Below are 15,996 nucleotides of genomic sequence, written 5' to 3'. Positions count from 1 at the left end.
AAAAGTTTTTTTGCAAAACTTTTTTTGGAATCTTGGGTTCCGGCGAAATCCCTTCTCGCTCGGCCGCCCCGGAGGGCTAAGGTCGGGACCATGGCTTCTGAGGACCCGAAGACCGCCGCCGTTGTGGCCGCTGCCGAGGCTGCTGGGCCGCAGGCCGGCGAGACCGTTCGTACCGACAGCTGGATCTGGTCCGTGCGCCTGCTCAAGACGCGTTCCCTCGCTGCCACCGCCTGCCGGGGCGGCCATGTGCGGGTGAACGGCGAACGGGTGAAGCCCGCACATTCCCTGCGCGTCGGTGACGAGGTGCGGCTGCGGCACGAGGGCCGGGAGCGGGTCGTCGTCGTCAAGCGGCTGATCCGCAAGCGGGTGGGCGCCCCGGTGGCCGTCCAGTGCTATGTCGACAACTCCCCGCCGCCCCCGCCCCGCGACGCCGTCGCCCCCGCCGGTGTCCGGGACCGCGGCGCGGGCCGCCCGACCAAGCGCGACCGCCGCGAGCTGGAACGCCTGCGCGGCCTGGGCGGTTCGGGCGTACCCGGCGGCACGGCGCCGCGCCCCTGAACGAACGGCGCCGGTCCAGGGCGGGCCCACGATCAGGATGAGCGGTGTCACCGCGTCTCCGGCACCACCGCCCTCACCCACATCCGGTCCTCCGTGAGATACCGGTCCACTTCCAGGCCGGCCTCCCCCAGCGCCTCCTCGAACTGCTCCTTCGTCAACCGCCGCGACCGGAACGTCTGTGTCCATACCGCGTCCGGGAACACGTACTCCGCGTGCACCGAGTCGACCCCGTCGCCGACCGGCTCCGCCGACACGATCCGCACGGTGAAACCGGCCGGGTCCACCCGCTCGCGCGGCAGATTCGTGTGGTAGTCCTCGCCCTCCCGCTGGATCAGTACGCATCCTCCCTTCGCCAGATGCCGCACGCAGGTACGCAGCAGTCCCCGCCGCACCTCCGGGTCGCCCGCGTGCACCAGGAACGACGCGAGGAGCACCACGTCGAACGCCTCGTCCAGTCGCAGCTTCTCTATGGGGCCGCATACGGTCCGGGCCCCACGGACGCGTTCCAGCATCTCGGCGGACTCGTCCACCGCGGTGACCTCGAATCCGCGCTCCAGCAGTGCGTGGGTCATCCGCCCCACACCACTGCCCAGTTCCAGGATGCGCGCCCCCGCCGGAACCGCGGCGGCGATGATGTCCGGCTCGTCACCGACGGGCAGTCGCGAGTACAGCTCCACCGCGCAGCCGTCCGGGGTGATCGCCCCGGGGCCCGTCCCCTCGTATCCCTCACGCGTCTTCAGCTCCATGCCCGTCCAACGGACCGGATCCGCAAGCCCGTTCCCCTTCTCCTCCGGTTCACTCGACCGAGTGAAGGCGCCGTCCTCGTCGGCCGGGCGGTACGGTGAAGTCAGGAGTGGTGGTGACGAGATGCGTACGGGCAGTGAGCCCAGGACCGCGCGCAGTGCGCTGCGCATGCGGTTCTGGCTGAGTGTGTGGGGCGAGGTGTGGACGATCGCCGGGACGGTGGCGTTCGTGCGCGTCGGCCACCCGGGCTGGGCTCTCCTGTGCGGGGTGCTGTGGCTGATCGTCACGATCGATCTGATCGTGGTCGTCCGGCGCCTCCGTCAGGGACCGCACTATCAGCCGGGCCGCGAGGTGCCCCCGTATGAACCACCCAGAAACACGCGGTGACCGTGTGTCCAGGGGCGGCGCGGGCCGTTCAGCTGTCGAAGCTCGCGGCCTTCAGGTACTCCGGGTTCGGGTCCAGCGCGGCGGCCAGCCGGAAATGGCGCCTGGCCGGGTCGGGCCGGCTCTGCCGCTGGTAGGTACGGGCGAGCGCGAAGTGTGCGAAGGCGTTGTCCGGCTCGCGCTCCAGGACGAGGGAGAACTCGAGCTCGGCCGGCCGTAGCTGGGCCGCGGCGAAGAAAGCACGCGCGCGCAGCAACCGCGCCGCGGTGTTCTCCGGATACGCGTCTATGACACCGTCGAGCAGCTTCACCGCACCCCGCGGGTCCCGCGAAGCGAGCAGTTGCTCGGCGGCACGAAAGTCGATGACATGCGTCTCCGGCGTACGTCCGGTCGGACCACTGAACTCGGGCACAGCTGCATCCTTCCCTCGTCGAACCGGTTCAACGCCCCGGACGGTGATGCCTATTCCTGCGCGGGCCGCCGGGCTGCCCGCTCCCGGTGGACGAGTTCGGCCCATACGTCCTTCACCCGCCGCTCCAGCGTCTCGAGGGGGACGTCGTTGTCGATGACGATGTCCGCGATCTCCCGGCGCTGCTCGCGCGTCGCCTGGGCGGCCATCCGCGCGCGTGCGTCCTCCTCGCTCATGCCGCGGCGGCCCACGAGACGGTCGAGCTGGGTCTCGGCGCTCGCGTCGACCACGATCACGAGGTCGTAGAGGGAAGCGAGGCCGTTCTCCGTGAGGAGGGGTACGTCGTGGACGACGACGGCGTCCTCGGCGGCGGCTTCCTCCAGCTCACGGGACCGGGCACCCACCAGGGGGTGGACGATCGAGTTGAGGACGGCGAGCTTCTCCGCGTCGGCGAAGACGATCGATCCCAGTCTCGGCCGGTCCAGGCTGCCGTCCTCGGCGAGGATGCCCTCGCCGAAGGACCCCACGACCGCCGTGAGTCCGGGCGTCCCCGGTGCGACGACCTCGCGCGCGATGCGGTCCGCGTCGATCAGTACGGCCCCGCACTCGACGAGCAGCCGCGACACCTCGCTCTTGCCGGCTCCGATCCCGCCGGTCAGGCCCACCGTCAGCATGACCCGAAGCTTAGGGCCTGCCACCGGCAGCGACGTGGGCGGGACCCGGGGCCGGGCGGACCGAGAGCCCTGTTCTCCGCCCGCGGCGGACGGCGGCGGCCCTGCCTCAGCCGTCGCCTTCGCGCTCCGCGAGGAACCGCTCGAACTCGAGCCCGATCTCGTCCGCCGACGGGATCTCCACCGGCTCGGCGAGCATGTTGCCCCTGGTCTCGGCGCCCGCGGCGGCATCGTACTGGTGCTCGAGGCCCTGGATGAGGGCGGTGAGCTCGTCGTCGCCCTCCTGGACCTGGCGGTCGATCTCGGTCTGCGTGCGGTGGGCGTCGGTGCGCAGGGAGTGCGCCACGCCGGGCAGGACCAGGCCGGTCGCGGCGGTGACGGCCTCCAGGGCGGTCAGCGCCGCGTCCGGATACGCGGAACGGGCGATGTAGTGCGGCACGTGAGCGGCGACACCCAGCACGTCGTGTCCGGCCTGCATGAGCCGGTACTCGACGAGTCCCTCAGCGCTGCCGGGCACCTGCGCCTCCTCGAAGGGGCTGGCGTGGCCCGGGACGAGGTCGGTGCGGTTGCCGTGCGGGGTGATGCCCACCGGGCGTGTGTGCGGGACGCCCATGGGGATGCCGTGGAAGTTCACCGACAGCCGGACACCGAGCCGCTCCACGATCTGCTGCACCGCGGCGGCGAACCGCTCCCACTCGACGTCCGGTTCGGGCCCGGACAGCAGCAGGAACGGTGCCCCGGTGGCGTCCTGGACCAGCCGCACCTCGAGGGCGGGCACCTCGTAGTCGGTCCAGCGGTCGCGGGTGAAGGTCAGCAGCGGGCGCCGGGCCCGGTAGTCGATGAGCCGGTCGTGGTCGAATCGGGCGACCACCTGATGGGGCAGCGAGTCGAGCAGCCGCTCGGCGATCTGGTCGCCGGTCTCGCCCGCGTCGATGTACCCGTCGAAGTGGTAGAGCATGACAAGTCCGGCCGATTCCTGGGCGAGCGCCATGTCGACGACGGCCAGCCCCTTCGGCTCCCATGCGTACAAACCCTGCGGATCAAGCACCGTGACCGCTCCTCCTCGTGTTCCTAGTGGACAACGTGACGCGCGGCACCGGCATTCCCGGATCGCCTCTCCGATCGGCCTCGCCCTACCGGGGTTTCACCTACCACCGCCCTCCCGGGCAGCGCCGGGAAGGCGGGACCGGGCGGGCCGGAGGGCCGGGGCCGGGCGGGCCGGGACCGGCCGGGTGACACGCCGAGGGCCCGCACCCCGGTGGGGTGCGGGCCCTCGGCCCAAGAGCGTGCGCTCAATGGTTACCGCTCACCTGCTGCCGTTCAGCTCTGGCCGCCGGCCAGCTTCTCGCGCAGCGCGGCCAGCGCCTCGTCCGAAGCCAGGGCGCCGGAGTTGTCGCCGCCCTCGGAGGAGTACGAGCCGCCACCACCGGACGCGGCCGGAGCCGCACCCGCGGTGTCGCCACCCTCGGCAGCGGCCTTCTCGTCCGCCTCGCGGGACTTGATGACCTGCGCCTGGTGCTGCTCGAAGCGGGACTGCGCCTCGGCGTACTGGGTCTCCCACGCCTCGCGCTGAGCCTCGTAGCCCTCGAGCCAGTCGTTGGTCTCGGGGTCGAAGCCCTCGGGGTAGATGTAGTTGCCCTGGTCGTCGTAGGACGCGGCCATGCCGTACAGGGTCGGGTCGAACTCGACCGCCGACGGGTCGGCACCGAAGGCCTCGTTGGCCTGCTTCAGCGAGAGGCTGATGCGACGGCGCTCGAGGTCGATGTCGATGACCTTGACGAAGATCTCGTCGTTGACCTGGACGACCTGCTCCGGGATCTCCACGTGGCGCTCGGCCAGCTCGGAGATGTGGACCAGACCCTCGATGCCCTCGTCCACGCGGACGAACGCACCGAACGGAACCAGCTTCGTGACCTTGCCGGGCACGACCTGGCCGATCTGGTGGGTGCGGGCGAACTGCTGCCACGGGTCTTCCTGGGTCGCCTTCAGCGACAGGGAGACACGCTCGCGGTCCATGTCGACGTCGAGAACCTCGACGGTGACTTCCTGACCGACCTCGACGACCTCGGAGGGGTGGTCGATGTGCTTCCAGGACAGCTCGGAGACGTGCACCAGGCCGTCGACGCCACCCAGGTCCACGAAGGCACCGAAGTTGACGATCGAGGAGACGACGCCGGAACGGACCTGACCCTTCTGGAGGGTGGTGAGGAACGTCTGGCGGACCTCGGACTGGGTCTGCTCCAGCCAGGCACGGCGGGACAGGACCACGTTGTTGCGGTTCTTGTCCAGCTCGATGATCTTCGCCTCGAGCTCCTTGCCCACGTAGGGCTGGAGGTCGCGGACACGGCGCATCTCGACCAGGGAGGCCGGGAGGAAGCCGCGGAGGCCGATGTCGAGGATGAGACCACCCTTGACGACCTCGATGACGGTACCGGTGACGATGCCGTCCTCTTCCTTGATCTTCTCGATGGTGCCCCAGGCGCGCTCGTACTGGGCGCGCTTCTTCGAGAGGATCAGGCGGCCTTCCTTGTCCTCCTTCTGGAGAACAAGGGCTTCGATCTCGTCACCGACGGCGACGACCTCGTTGGGGTCGACGTCGTGCTTGATCGAGAGTTCGCGGCTCGGGATGACACCTTCGGTCTTGTACCCGATGTCGAGCAGGACCTCGTCCCGGTCGACCTTCACGATGACGCCGTCGACGATGTCGCCGTCGTTGAAGTACTTGATCGTCTCGTCGATCGCGGCGAGGAAGGCTTCCTCGTTACCGATGTCGTTGACCGCAACCTGCGGGGTGGTGGCGGTGGTCTCGGTGCTGCTCGTCATGTGGGAAAGGGCTCCGGTACGGACAGTGAATCGTAGGTACTGCTACGCCGGAGCCCGTTTCGCTCTGCAGAAGCCGGACAGCAAAAGAAGCGCCGTTCCAGACACCGGGTGACCCGGCGGCGCCTCGAGAACCGAGGGGACATACAACAGATGCGAGCGCAGCCTGCTACGTCTGAGGCGCGCAGGCCCGCAGCGCAACTTGTAGCATACGGGGGCAGCCGGGCAGGGTCAATGCGCGAAGCCCCCACCCGGGGCGGATCGTCGCATAACCGGCACAATTCCCCCTCCTGGGGGTAGAGCCGCATGTCAGATGCCGCCTCGAGGCCACGCGGGACCCCGCGCCACACGGGACCCCGCGCGCCCCCTGTGGCGACAGCCGGGGCAACTGGACGGAAGAGTACGACGATGGAGCCGATCATCCAAGAGCCCGAAGCGACCGAACCCGAGGCGACCCGACGGGACGCCGGCGTCACCGAGAGCTCCCGCGCCAACCGGGGCTGGTGGGACCGCAACGCGGACGAGTACCAGGTCGAGCACGGCACGTTCCTCGGCGACGACCGCTTCGTGTGGTGCCCCGAGGGGCTGGACGAGGTGGAGGCCGAACTGCTCGGCCCGCCGGAGGACCTGAAGGACCGCGACGTCCTGGAGCTCGGCGCCGGCGCGGCCCAGTGTTCGCGCTGGCTGGCCGCGCAGGGCGCGCGCCCGGTGGCCCTGGACATCTCGCACCGGCAGTTGCAGCACGCGCTGCGCATCGGGGGCCCGTTTCCGCTGGTGTGCGCCGACGCGGGCGCCCTGCCGTTCGCGGACGGCTCCTTCGACCTGGCCTGCTCGGCGTACGGGGCGCTGCCCTTCGTCGCCGACCCGCGGGTGGTACTGCGCGAGGTGCGCCGGGTGCTGCGGCCCGGAGGCCGGTTCGTCTTCTCCGTCACGCACCCGGTCCGCTGGGCGTTCCCGGACGAACCCGGCCCGGAGGGACTGAGCGTCTCCGGGTCCTACTTCGACCGCACGCCCTACGTCGAGCAGGACGAGCGGGGCCGCGCCGTGTACGTCGAGCACCACAGGACGCTGGGCGACCGTGTCCGCGACATCACCGCCTCGGGCTTTCGCCTGGTGGACCTGGTGGAGCCGGAGTGGCCGGAGTGGAACACCTCCGAGTGGGGCGGCTGGTCCCCGCTGCGCGGCCGCCTGATCCCGGGCACGGCGATCTTCGTGTGCGTACGAGACTGAGTGTGTGATCCGTTACGACGCTCTCGGCGCCCTCCCGGTGCGCGAGGCCCTTCCCTCGCTGACCGGCGCTCTGGAGGCGCACGGCACCGCCGTCCTCGTCGCACCGCCCGGCACCGGCAAGACGACCCTCGTGCCGCTGGTGCTGGCCGGGCTGGTCGGCGGCGGGCCCGCGCGGCGGGTGGTGGTCGCCGAGCCCCGGCGGATCGCGGCGCGGGCGGCGGCCCGGCGGATGGCCTGGCTGCTGGGCGAGAAGGCCGGCGAGTCCGTGGGTTTCACGGTGCGCGGGGAGCGGGCGGTCGGGCGGCACACGCGCGTGGAGGTCGTCACGACCGGCGTGCTCCTGCAGCGGCTGCAGCGGGACCAGGAACTGACCGGGGTGGACGCGGTGGTGCTCGACGAGTGCCACGAGCGGCATCTGGACGCGGACACGGCGGCGGCGTTCCTGTGGGACGTGCGCGAGACCCTGCGGCCGGAGCTGCGTCTGGTGGCCGCGTCGGCGACGACCAACGCGGCGGGCTGGGCGCGGCTGCTGGGCGACGCGCCTGTGGTCGAGGCGCACGGCACGGCCCATCCGGTGGAGGTGGTGTGGGCCCCTCCCGCCCGGCCGGTACGGCCGCCGCACGGCATGCGGGTCGACCCGGTGCTGCTGGCGCATGTGGCGTCGGTGGTCCGGCGTGCGCTGGCCGAACGGGAAGGCGACGTCCTGGCGTTCCTGCCCGGGGTGGGCGAGATCGCCCGGGTCGCCGGGCAGCTGGGCCAGCTCGGAGAGGTCGAGGTGCTCCAGGTCCACGGGCGGGCGCCGGCGGCGGTGCAGGACGCGGTGCTGGCACCCGGGCAGCGGCGCCGGGTGGTGCTGGCGACCTCGGTGGCGGAGTCGTCGCTGACGGTGCCAGGGGTCCGGGTGGTCGTGGACGCGGGACTCGCGCGTGAGCCCCGCGTCGACCACGCACGCGGGCTGAGCGCGCTGACGACGGTACGGGCCTCGCAGGCGACGGGCAGGCAGCGGGCGGGGCGGGCCGGGCGTGAGGCGCCGGGTGCGGTGTACCGGTGCTGGGCGGAGGCCGAGGACGCGCGGCTGCCCCGGTTCCCCTCCCCCGAGATCAAGGTGGCCGACCTGACGGCGTTCGCGCTGCAGGCGGCCTGCTGGGGCGATCCGGACGCCTCCGGGCTCGCGCTGCTCGATCCGCCGCCGCGCGGGGCGATGGCGGCGGCCGGGGCCGTCCTGACGGCGATCGGGGCCGTCGGCGCCGACGGGCGGGCCACCGAGCGGGGCACCCGGCTCGCCCGGCTGGGTCTGCATCCCCGGCTGGGGCGGGCGCTGCTGGACGCGACACCGGCCGTGGGCCGCGCACTCGCCGCCGAAGTGGTCGCGCTGATCGGCGAGGAGGCACCGCGGAGCTACGGGGACGACCTCGCCGAGGTGCTGCGCGCCGCGCGGCGCAGGGGAGACGCCTACGCACAGCGGTGGCGGACGGAGGTGCGCCGACTGCGGTCCCTCGCCTCGGAGATCTCCCCGGAAGGCGTCCACGCCACGCCGCCTGTGCCGACGGGGGAACGGAGGGCGGGGAGGGCGCCCGTGTCGGGCTGGTGGCCGCGCTCGCGTTTCCCGAGCGGATCGCCCGCGCGGAGGGCGGTTCGTATCTGATGGTGTCCGGGACGCGTGCCGAGGCCGGCGAGGGCACCGGGCTGCGGGGCGCTCCCTGGATCGCGGTCGCCGCCGCCGACCGGCCGGTGGGACGGGGGCACGCGCGCGTGCAGCTCGGCGCGGTCGTCGACGAGGAGACCGCGCGGTGGGCGGCCGGGGCCCTGCTGGAGACACGCGAGGAGGTGCACTGGGCCGACGGCGATGTCGTCGCCCGCCGTGTCGAGCGGCTGGGGGCGGTGGAGCTGGCGGTACGGCCCCGCCTCGACGCGGGGCCCGCCCTCGTGCGGGCCGCGCTGCTGGACGGGCTGCGGCGGGAGGGGTTCGGGCTGCTGCGGTGGCCGACGGGAGCGGCCGTGCTGCGACAGCGGCTGGCCTTCCTGCACGGCCGGCTCGGCGATCCCTGGCCCGATGTGTCCGACGAGGCGCTCCACGCGCGCGTGGAGGAGTGGCTGGAGCCCGAGCTGAGCCGCGCCCGGCGCCGGGCCGACCTGGCGCGGATCGACGCCGGCCAGGCCCTCGGCCGGCTGCTGCCGTGGGCGTCCGGGGAGGCCGCCCGGCTGGACGAGCTGGCCCCCGAGCGGATCACCGTACCCAGTGGGTCCGCGATCCGGATCGACTACTCCGACCCCGGGCGGCCGGTGCTCGCGGTGAAACTCCAGGAGATGTTCGGGCTCCAGGAGTCGCCGCAAGTGGCCGGGGTGCCTCTGCTGGTGCATCTGCTCTCCCCTGCCGGGCGGCCCGCCGCCGTCACCTCCGACCTCGCCTCCTTCTGGAAGGGCGGGTACAAGGGTGTACGGGCCGAGCTGCGCGGTCGCTATCCCCGGCATCCGTGGCCCGAGGACCCGGCTGCGGCCGAGCCGACCCGGCACACCAACGCGCGGCTCAGGCGGTGACCTGCTCCTGCTCCGCCTCCGACGCGGCCCTGGGTCGCGCGGGGCGGCGACCGCGGGCCTCCGGGGCGCCACTCCGTGGAGTGGCGCCCTCTGACCGTGCCGGTACAGGTACGGGTACGGGCCGGCGATGCGCCGGTGGTGGGGCTGGGGGACGCCATCTCGGCCGCGACCACGGTCAGTTCGACCGTGAGGGTCGCGCCGCCCGCAGTGGTGACGCGGAGCAGGAAGGTGCCGGTGGTGTCGTCCGCGTAGAGCCGCGGCAGCGTCAGGAGACCGTCCGCGTCCGTCTCCAGGCCGCTCAGGGTGCGGACGGCCTTCCCGTCGGCGTCCTGGAAGTAGGGGCCCTTGTCGTTGACGGTCGGGTCGTCGGCCGACGTGATCAGCGTGGCGGTGGCCGCGACCTTGTCGGCCGCGGCGCCGTCGTGGGTGGCCCGTACCTCGACCCGGTGGGCGAACTCGCCGCCCGGCGTGCAGGTCAGTGCCTCGTCACCGGTGCGCACGACGGTGTCGGCGGCGCGCTCGGTGACGGTGGCCCCGTAGTCGAGACCCGGGACGACGCGGCCGACGACGGTGGCGCGGACGGTGACGTCGCCCGTCTTCTCGCCCGCCCGGAGCGCGGGCGCCACGGCGACGCCGGAACCGTTGGTGACGACGGTGGCCACGCTCTCACCGCCGGTGAAGGTGGTGTCGGTGTCGCCGAGGACGGTGAAGCGGATCCGCACCTTCGCGACGGCCCTGCCTTCGCCCGTCTCCGCGCGGGTGCTGATCCTCTCGGTGAACGCGTCGCCCGCCATCGCGGTGAGCTTCCCCGTGCCGGCGTTCTCCAGGTGGTCCACCGTGTCGGTGGGCGTGGGGGGCGTGCTGGGCCGTGGTGGCGTCGTGGGCGGTGTCGTGCTCGGCGGCGTACTCGGCGTGCCCGGGGACGAGGCCGACGGCTTGGGGCTCGGGCTGCTGCCGCCGCCCGGCTTGTCGGGCCTGGGACTGGGCTTCGGCGAGGTGTCCGGGGCCGACGGGGTGGTGCCCGGCTGCGTCGGCGTTGACGGGGCGGGGCGCGTGACGTGGTCGTCGCTGCGGTCGTCGGGAAGGGTTCCGGTGCCGTCCGGAATCTCGTGCGTGCCCTTGCGGTAGTACTCCAGCCACGACAGGACGGTGTTCAGGTAGTCCGTCGACTGGTTGTAGCTGAGGATCGCCTTGTTGAGGTCCGCCTGGTCGGACAGGTCCCAGCCGAAGCGGCACAGGTAGTGGCCGGCCGCCAGGGCGGCGTCGTAGATGTTGTTGGGGTCCTTGCGGCCGTCGCCGTTGCCGTCGCGGCCCGCCCATTCCCAGGTGGACGGAATGAACTGCATGGGGCCGACGGCGTTGTCGTAGGCGCTGTTGCCGTCGTACGCGCCGTTGTCGGTGTCCCGGATGAGTGCGAAGCCGTTGCCGTCGAGCTGCGGGCCGATGATCGGGGAGGTCGTGGTGCCTTCGGCGTCGACGCGCCCGCCGCGGGCCTGGCCGGACTCCACCTTGCCGATGGCGGCGAGCAGTTGCCAGGGCAGGTGGCAGCCGGGCTTGGACTCGCGCAGCGCCGCCTCGGCCTTCTTGTAGGCGTCGAGGACGGTCGCGGGTATGCCCGCCTCGGAAGCGCCCGGAGTGAGCGGGTCGGTGCTCGCGGACGGGGAGGGGTTGGGGCTGTTGAGCGGCGGCAGGTCCGTGTAGTAGGGCGAGTTGCCGGTCGCGCCGGGACCGTCGGCGCTCTCCTCGGGTGCCGTGGCGGCGTCCGAGGAGGCCCGTCCGCCCGGGTCGTCGATCGTCGCACCCGGAGCCTGGGACGCGGACAGGGCCGCCACAGCGGCCGCCGCCACGGCGGTGGTTGCCGCTCCCTTGCGCAGCCTCCTGCCGAAATGCGCCGCCATAGAGTGAACCCCTCCCCGTGGACGCCGGAGCATCCGTCAACGTCTGTCACGCTCGCCCAGTTGTGACGATTCAGCCCGCCCCGCCGGTTGCACCTGACACGGCGACTCCCGCGACCCTACGACAACATCCTTTGCCCGCACACCCGTTCATGCCCGGTATTCACCGGTTGGCCACAGTCGTGCCCTCACGGGGCACGGACGGCGTGGCGCGCATACTGGGGCCCGCCGAGCACCGGGACCGACCAGCCCGGTAAACAACGCACCCGAGGAGCCGAGTTGCCCTTCACGCTGAGCCATGCGGCGGCGATCCTGCCCGCCGTACGAACCGACGGGACCGGCCGGGGACCGCTGGTGCCGGCCGTTCTCGTGGCCGGCAGTTTCGCTCCGGACCTGACCTACTACGCGGCCAGTGTCCTGTCCGGAGCGATGGAGTTCGGAGACTTCACCCACTCGTTCCCGGGCGTTCTCACCGTGGATGTGTGCATCGCCTGGGTGCTGGTGGGTCTGTGGCTCCTGATACGCGAACCGCTCGTGGCGCTGCTGCCGCGGTCCCGGCAGGGGCGGACGGCCGCCCTGTCGCGCTGCGGCACGCCGCACGCGCGCGTGCGGGCTTCTCTGGTGGCACGCTGGTACGTCTCGGCCGTGCTCGGTGCGCTGACGCATGTGGTGTGGGACGCGTTCACGCACCTCGACCGGTGGGGGATGCGGGTCTTCCCCGTCCTGGGACGGGAGATCGCGGGCTCGCCGCTGTACTGGTACCTGCAGTACGGCGGTTCGGCGGTGGCCGCGGTGGTGACCGTCGTGTTCCTGGCGCGGGCGCTGAACCGGGCGACGCCCCGGCCCGGGCCGGTGGGGGTGCCGTCGCTGTCCGCGGCCGACCGGTGGGGGGCTGCCGCGTTGCTGGGCGGCTGTGCGCTGGCGGGGGCCGTGCAGCGGGCCTCGCGGTGGTGGGACTACTGGGGTGCGACCGCGAAGCCCTGGGAGTTGATCCCCACGGTGTGCTTCGGTGCGGGCGCCGGGCTCGTGGTCGCACTGCCGCTGTACGCCGTGGCGGTCAGGGCGCTGCGTCCGGTCCCGGCCACCGGGGACCCCGATGACGTCGGTACGGGGCGGCCGAGCCGTACGGCCGCACGCTGAGGGTCTCTCCGGCCGCCACGAACACGGTGACGGTGCGGACGGGGCGGGGCCGGGGCAGCAGGGTGAGGACGAGCGCCAGGTAGCTGCGGGTCAGCTCGGCCCACAGCCGCCACGGGGGCGGCTCGCCGGCACCGGGGAACGGGGCGGGGAGTGCGGCGGTGGCGGCACGGCCGGTGCACCATCGGCCGGCGCGGCGCAACGCGGTCGTGAGGGGGGCGGGAGTACGGGCGGTACTTGCGGCGGCCGCGAAGACCGGAACCGGCGGAAACGCCTCGAGGGTGGGTCCGTCGGCGTCGGTCGGCGGGGGTGCCGCTCTGCGGTGAGGCATGCGTATACCCATGCCCCGCATCCTGGCGCCCGGACCCCGCAACGGCCTGCCCGCGAGGTCCACGCGGGTGAACCCCCTTACGGGGGCGGAGCATGGGCGTGGCCGGCACACGGTGCGCCGGCCCCGGACCGCGAAAGACACGGCGAGGGGCGCCCCCGACAAACCCCGCCACGCGGCGCGGCGGACGGGTGGACCCACCTCGGGTGCCGTCGACGGCGGGGCCCTGGTGCCTGCGGCGGTCTACGCCCGGCGGGCTGATGCCGTGGCCGCGCACTGGACCGGGCCGGCACCTCGGGCGGCCTGCCGCCGCGTGAGGCATCACCAGGTCACGACGGAGGGTGCCGTCAAGCACCCTCTGCAACAACCTCTCCACTCCGCCCGGCAGGGCTAGTGCGCCGCCGACTCCCAGTCCGGGCCCGCGCCGACCGAGACGCCCAGGGGACACGGAGCTGGACCGCGTCGGCCATCTCCCGACGGATCAGCTCTTCCGCGGCCGGGCGCTCGCCGGGGGCGATCTCCAGGACGATTTCGTCGTGGACCTGGAGAAGCAGGCGGGACTTGAGGTCCGCCTCGCGCAGTGCTCGGTCCACGTTCAGCATGGCGATCTTGACGATGTCCGCCGCCGTGCCCTGGATCGGCGCGTTCAGAGCCATCCGCTCGGCCGCCTCGCGGCGCTGGCGGTTGTCGCTGCTGAGGTCGGGGAGGTAGCGCCGACGGCCGAAGAGCGTCGCCGTGTAGCCCGTCGCCCGGGCCTCGTCGACCACTCGGCGCAGATAGTCCCGTACCCCGCCGAACCGCTCGAAGTACGCGTCCATCAGGGCGCGGGCCTCGGCCGCCTCGATGTTCAGCTGCTGGGAGAGGCCGAAGGCGGACAGTCCGTACGCGAGGCCGTACGACATCGCCTTGATCTTGCGGCGCATCTCCGCGTCGACCGCGGACTGCTCGACCGCGAACACCTGCGAGGCGGCGGTGGTGTGCAGATCCTCGCCGGAGGTGAACGCCTCGATGAGGCCGGCGTCCTCGGAGAGGTGGGCCATCACCCGCAGTTCGATCTGGCTGTAGTCGGCGGTGAGGAGGGATTCGTAGCCCTCGCCGACGACGAAGCCGCGGCGGATCGCGCGGCCCTCGTCGGTGCGGACCGGGATGTTCTGCAGGTTCGGGTCGGTCGACGACAGGCGGCCGGTGGCGGCGACCGTCTGGTTGAACGTGGTGTGGATGCGGCCGTCCGCGGCGACCGCCTTGATCAGGCCCTCGACGGTGACGCGCAGCTTCGCCTGCTCACGGTGCCGGAGCATGATCACCGGCAGCTCGTTGTCGGTCTGGCCGGCCAGCCAGGCCAGGGCGTCGGCATCGGTGGTGTACCCGGTCTTGGTCTTCTTCGTCTTCGGCAGGCCGAGTTCACCGAAGAGGACCTCCTGGAGCTGCTTGGGCGAGCCCAGGTTGAACTCGTGTCCCGCCGCCGCGTGCGCTTCCTTCACGGCCTGCTGCACAGCGCCCGCGAACATCTGCTCCATGGCCTCGAGGTGGGCCCGGTCCGCCGCGATGCCGTGCCGCTCCATACGGGCCAGCAGGATGGACGTCGGCAGCTCCACGTCCCGCAGCAGATCCGCGGCGCCCACGTCCTGGAGGCGGCCCTCGAAGGCCTCGCCCAGGTCGAGGACCGCGCGGGCCTGCACCATCAGCGCCTCGGCCTCGGCGGTGTCGTCCGCGCCGAAGGCCAGCTGGCCGTCTGCCGCGGCGGCGGGCGCCAGCTCGCGGTGCAGGTACTCCAGGGACAGCGCGTCCAGGTCGAAGGAGCGGCGGCCCGGCTTGACCAGGTAGGCGGCGAGCGCGGTGTCCATGGAGACGCCCTGGATGCTCCAGCCGTGCTCGGCGAAGACCCGCATCGCACCCTTCGCGTTGTGGAACACCTTGGGCCGGTCCGCGTCGGCGAGCCATGCGGCGAACGCCTGCTCGTCACCCTCGTCCAGCTCGGCCGGGTCGAACCAGGCGGCCGGCCCCGCGGCCGTGGCCAGGGCGATCTCGGCGACCGAGCCGGTCCCCAGCGCCCAGGTGTCGACCGTGGCGACGCCGAGGGGCGCGGTGCCGTGCTCGGCGAGCCAGCCGGCCAGCTCGCCCGCGCCCAGGACGGTGCCGTCCAGCTCCGCCCCGTCCGCGACGACCGGGGCGACCTCGGCCTTCTCCGCGCCGGGATCGACGGCGAAGAGCCGCTCACGCAGCGACGGGTTCCTGATCTCCAGGGTGTCCAGGATCATCGCGACGGCCTTGCGGTCGTAGGCGATCCGCTCCAGGTCGGCGACGCCCCTGCCCAGCTCGACCTGGCGCTCCAGTTCGGTGAGGCGGCGGTTGAGCTTGACCGACTCCAGGTGGTCGCGCAGGTTCTGCCCGGCCTTGCCCTTGACCTCGTCCACCCGCTCGACGAGGTCCGCGAAGGAACCGAACTGGTTGATCCACTTCGCGGCCGTCTTCTCGCCGACGCCGGGAATGCCGGGCAGGTTGTCGGACGGGTCGCCGCGCAGCGCCGCGAAGTCGGGGTACTGCGCGGGGGTCAGCCCGTACTTCTCGAACACCTTCTCCGGGGTGAACCGGGTCAGCTCGGAGACGCCCTTGGTCGGGTACAGCACCGTGGTGTGTTCGGAGACCAGTTGGAAGGAGTCCCGGTCGCCGGTGACGATCAGCACGTCGAAGCCCTCGGCCTCGGCGCGGGTGGCGAGCGTGGCGATGACGTCGTCCGCCTCGAAGCCCTCGACGGCGAAGCGCTGGGCGTGCATCGCGTCGAGCAGCTCCCCGATCAGCTCGACCTGTCCCTTGAACTCGTCCGGCGTCTTGGAGCGGTTCGCCTTGTACTCGGCGAACTCCGCCGACCGCCAGGTCTTGCGGGAGACGTCGAAGGCCACCGCGAAGTGGGTGGGCGCCTCGTCGCGCAGCGTGTTCGCCAGCATCGACGCGAAACCGTAGATCGCGTTCGTCGGCTGGCCCGTCGCGGTCGTGAAGTTCTCCGCGGGCAGCGCGAAGAACGCGCGGTAGGCCAGCGAGTGCCCGTCCATGAGCATCAGTCGCGGACGGGCCTCGCCGGAGGTCTGGTCGGTCTTCTTCGCTGCTGTCTCTGCCACGCCCCCGATCCTGCCACGCGCCACTGACACTCGGCCCCGCCCCCGCGCCACGGGACGCCCCGCAGCACCGGGACCGCCCTCACCGGCCCCGAGCCGCCCGGCCGGCGTGCGCACGCCGACCGCGCCGGCGCCCGCGGCCCCGACCGCCCTTCCACTCCGCCGACGA

11 protein-coding genes and 2 pseudogenes are annotated in these 15,996 nt (G+C 72.5%); 5 read left to right on the top strand and 8 right to left on the bottom strand.

Annotation, left to right across the window (positions count from 1 at the left end; all coding sequences use genetic code 11):
- Positions 1 to 90 precede the first annotated feature (90 nt).
- The gene (locus tag WJ438_RS30585) at positions 91 to 558 is read left to right on the top strand and encodes an RNA-binding S4 domain-containing protein (protein WP_406728088.1); all 468 of its coding nucleotides are present in this window, start codon (positions 91 to 93) and stop codon (positions 556 to 558) included.
- A 47-nt stretch (positions 559 to 605) separates the two neighbouring features.
- On the opposite strand, the gene WJ438_RS30580 is transcribed toward WJ438_RS30585, so the two are convergent.
- Entirely contained in the window at positions 606 to 1,304 is a 699-nt protein-coding gene (locus WJ438_RS30580) for a class I SAM-dependent methyltransferase (RefSeq protein WP_406728087.1), read from the bottom strand.
- A 121-nt stretch (positions 1,305 to 1,425) separates the two neighbouring features.
- On the opposite strand from WJ438_RS30580, the gene WJ438_RS30575 reads away from it, so the two are divergent.
- Positions 1,426 to 1,689: a DUF6343 family protein gene (locus WJ438_RS30575; RefSeq protein WP_406728086.1), complete on the top strand. Its 264-nt coding sequence runs from the start codon at positions 1,426 to 1,428 to the stop codon at positions 1,687 to 1,689.
- A 28-nt stretch (positions 1,690 to 1,717) separates the two neighbouring features.
- Here WJ438_RS30575 and WJ438_RS30570 read toward each other — a convergent pair whose 3' ends face one another.
- The 4 genes from WJ438_RS30570 to rpsA form a co-directional block, all read right to left on the bottom strand.
- Complete coding sequence (locus WJ438_RS30570; protein ID WP_406728085.1) at positions 1,718 to 2,098, bottom strand: tetratricopeptide repeat protein; 381 nt, start codon at positions 2,096 to 2,098, stop codon at positions 1,718 to 1,720.
- 50 nt (positions 2,099 to 2,148) lie between these two features.
- On the bottom strand, positions 2,149 to 2,769 hold the full coding sequence (gene coaE / locus WJ438_RS30565; RefSeq protein WP_406728084.1) for a dephospho-CoA kinase: 621 nt from the start codon (positions 2,767 to 2,769) through the stop codon (positions 2,149 to 2,151).
- 106 nt (positions 2,770 to 2,875) lie between these two features.
- On the bottom strand, positions 2,876 to 3,814 hold the full coding sequence (locus WJ438_RS30560) for a PAC2 family protein (RefSeq protein WP_406728083.1): 939 nt from the start codon (positions 3,812 to 3,814) through the stop codon (positions 2,876 to 2,878).
- A gap of 272 nt (positions 3,815 to 4,086) precedes the next feature.
- Positions 4,087 to 5,589, bottom strand: coding sequence for a 30S ribosomal protein S1 (rpsA, locus tag WJ438_RS30555; RefSeq protein WP_406728082.1), 1,503 nt, complete (start codon positions 5,587 to 5,589; stop codon positions 4,087 to 4,089).
- A gap of 405 nt (positions 5,590 to 5,994) precedes the next feature.
- Between rpsA and WJ438_RS30550 the strand changes: the two genes are divergently transcribed.
- Positions 5,995 to 6,816 carry a class I SAM-dependent methyltransferase gene (locus WJ438_RS30550; RefSeq protein ID WP_406728081.1) on the top strand — a complete coding sequence of 274 codons (822 nt, stop codon included), beginning with the start codon at positions 5,995 to 5,997 and terminating at the stop codon, positions 6,814 to 6,816.
- Positions 6,817 to 6,820: 4 nt separating this feature from the next.
- A pseudogene (gene hrpB / locus WJ438_RS30545) lies at positions 6,821 to 9,354 on the top strand (ATP-dependent helicase HrpB).
- On the opposite strand, the gene WJ438_RS30540 reads toward hrpB, so the two are convergent.
- On the bottom strand, positions 9,276 to 11,252 hold the full coding sequence (locus WJ438_RS30540) for a lytic transglycosylase domain-containing protein (protein WP_406728080.1): 1,977 nt from the start codon (positions 11,250 to 11,252) through the stop codon (positions 9,276 to 9,278). The pseudogene hrpB and the gene WJ438_RS30540 sit on opposite strands and share 79 nt — an antisense overlap.
- Positions 11,253 to 11,528: 276 nt before the next feature.
- Between WJ438_RS30540 and WJ438_RS30535 the strand changes: the two genes are divergently transcribed.
- The gene (locus tag WJ438_RS30535; protein ID WP_406728079.1) at positions 11,529 to 12,389 is read left to right on the top strand and encodes a DUF4184 family protein; all 861 of its coding nucleotides are present in this window, start codon (positions 11,529 to 11,531) and stop codon (positions 12,387 to 12,389) included.
- Here the strand turns inward: WJ438_RS30535 and WJ438_RS30530 are convergent.
- The gene (locus WJ438_RS30530) at positions 12,307 to 12,729 is read right to left on the bottom strand and encodes a hypothetical protein (protein WP_406728078.1); all 423 of its coding nucleotides are present in this window, start codon (positions 12,727 to 12,729) and stop codon (positions 12,307 to 12,309) included. The genes WJ438_RS30535 and WJ438_RS30530 overlap by 83 nt on opposite strands.
- A gap of 375 nt (positions 12,730 to 13,104) precedes the next feature.
- Positions 13,105 to 15,830, bottom strand: a pseudogene (polA, locus tag WJ438_RS30525) (DNA polymerase I).
- Positions 15,831 to 15,996: the final 166 nt, after the last annotated feature.

The organism is Streptomyces sp. GD-15H (genome assembly GCF_045291515.1).
GTDB lineage: Bacteria > Actinomycetota > Actinomycetes > Streptomycetales > Streptomycetaceae > Streptomyces.
This window is presented reverse-complemented; position numbering and strand designations above follow the sequence as displayed.

Bases quoted from the DNA above. Each gene is read 5' to 3' on its own strand.
- WJ438_RS30585 (WP_406728088.1), top strand. From the start codon at position 91: ATGGCTTCTGAGGACCCGAAGACCGCCGCCGTTGTGGCCGCTGCCGAG.
- WJ438_RS30580 (WP_406728087.1), bottom strand. From the start codon at position 1,304: ATGGAGCTGAAGACGCGTGAGGGATACGAGGGGACGGGCCCCGGGGCG.
- WJ438_RS30575 (WP_406728086.1), top strand. From the start codon at position 1,426: ATGCGTACGGGCAGTGAGCCCAGGACCGCGCGCAGTGCGCTGCGCATG.
- coaE (WP_406728084.1), bottom strand. From the start codon at position 2,769: ATGCTGACGGTGGGCCTGACCGGCGGGATCGGAGCCGGCAAGAGCGAG.
- rpsA (WP_406728082.1), bottom strand. From the start codon at position 5,589: ATGACGAGCAGCACCGAGACCACCGCCACCACCCCGCAGGTTGCGGTC.
- WJ438_RS30550 (WP_406728081.1), top strand. From the start codon at position 5,995: ATGGAGCCGATCATCCAAGAGCCCGAAGCGACCGAACCCGAGGCGACC.
- WJ438_RS30540 (WP_406728080.1), bottom strand. From the start codon at position 11,252: ATGGCGGCGCATTTCGGCAGGAGGCTGCGCAAGGGAGCGGCAACCACC.
- WJ438_RS30530 (WP_406728078.1), bottom strand. From the start codon at position 12,729: ATGGGTATACGCATGCCTCACCGCAGAGCGGCACCCCCGCCGACCGAC.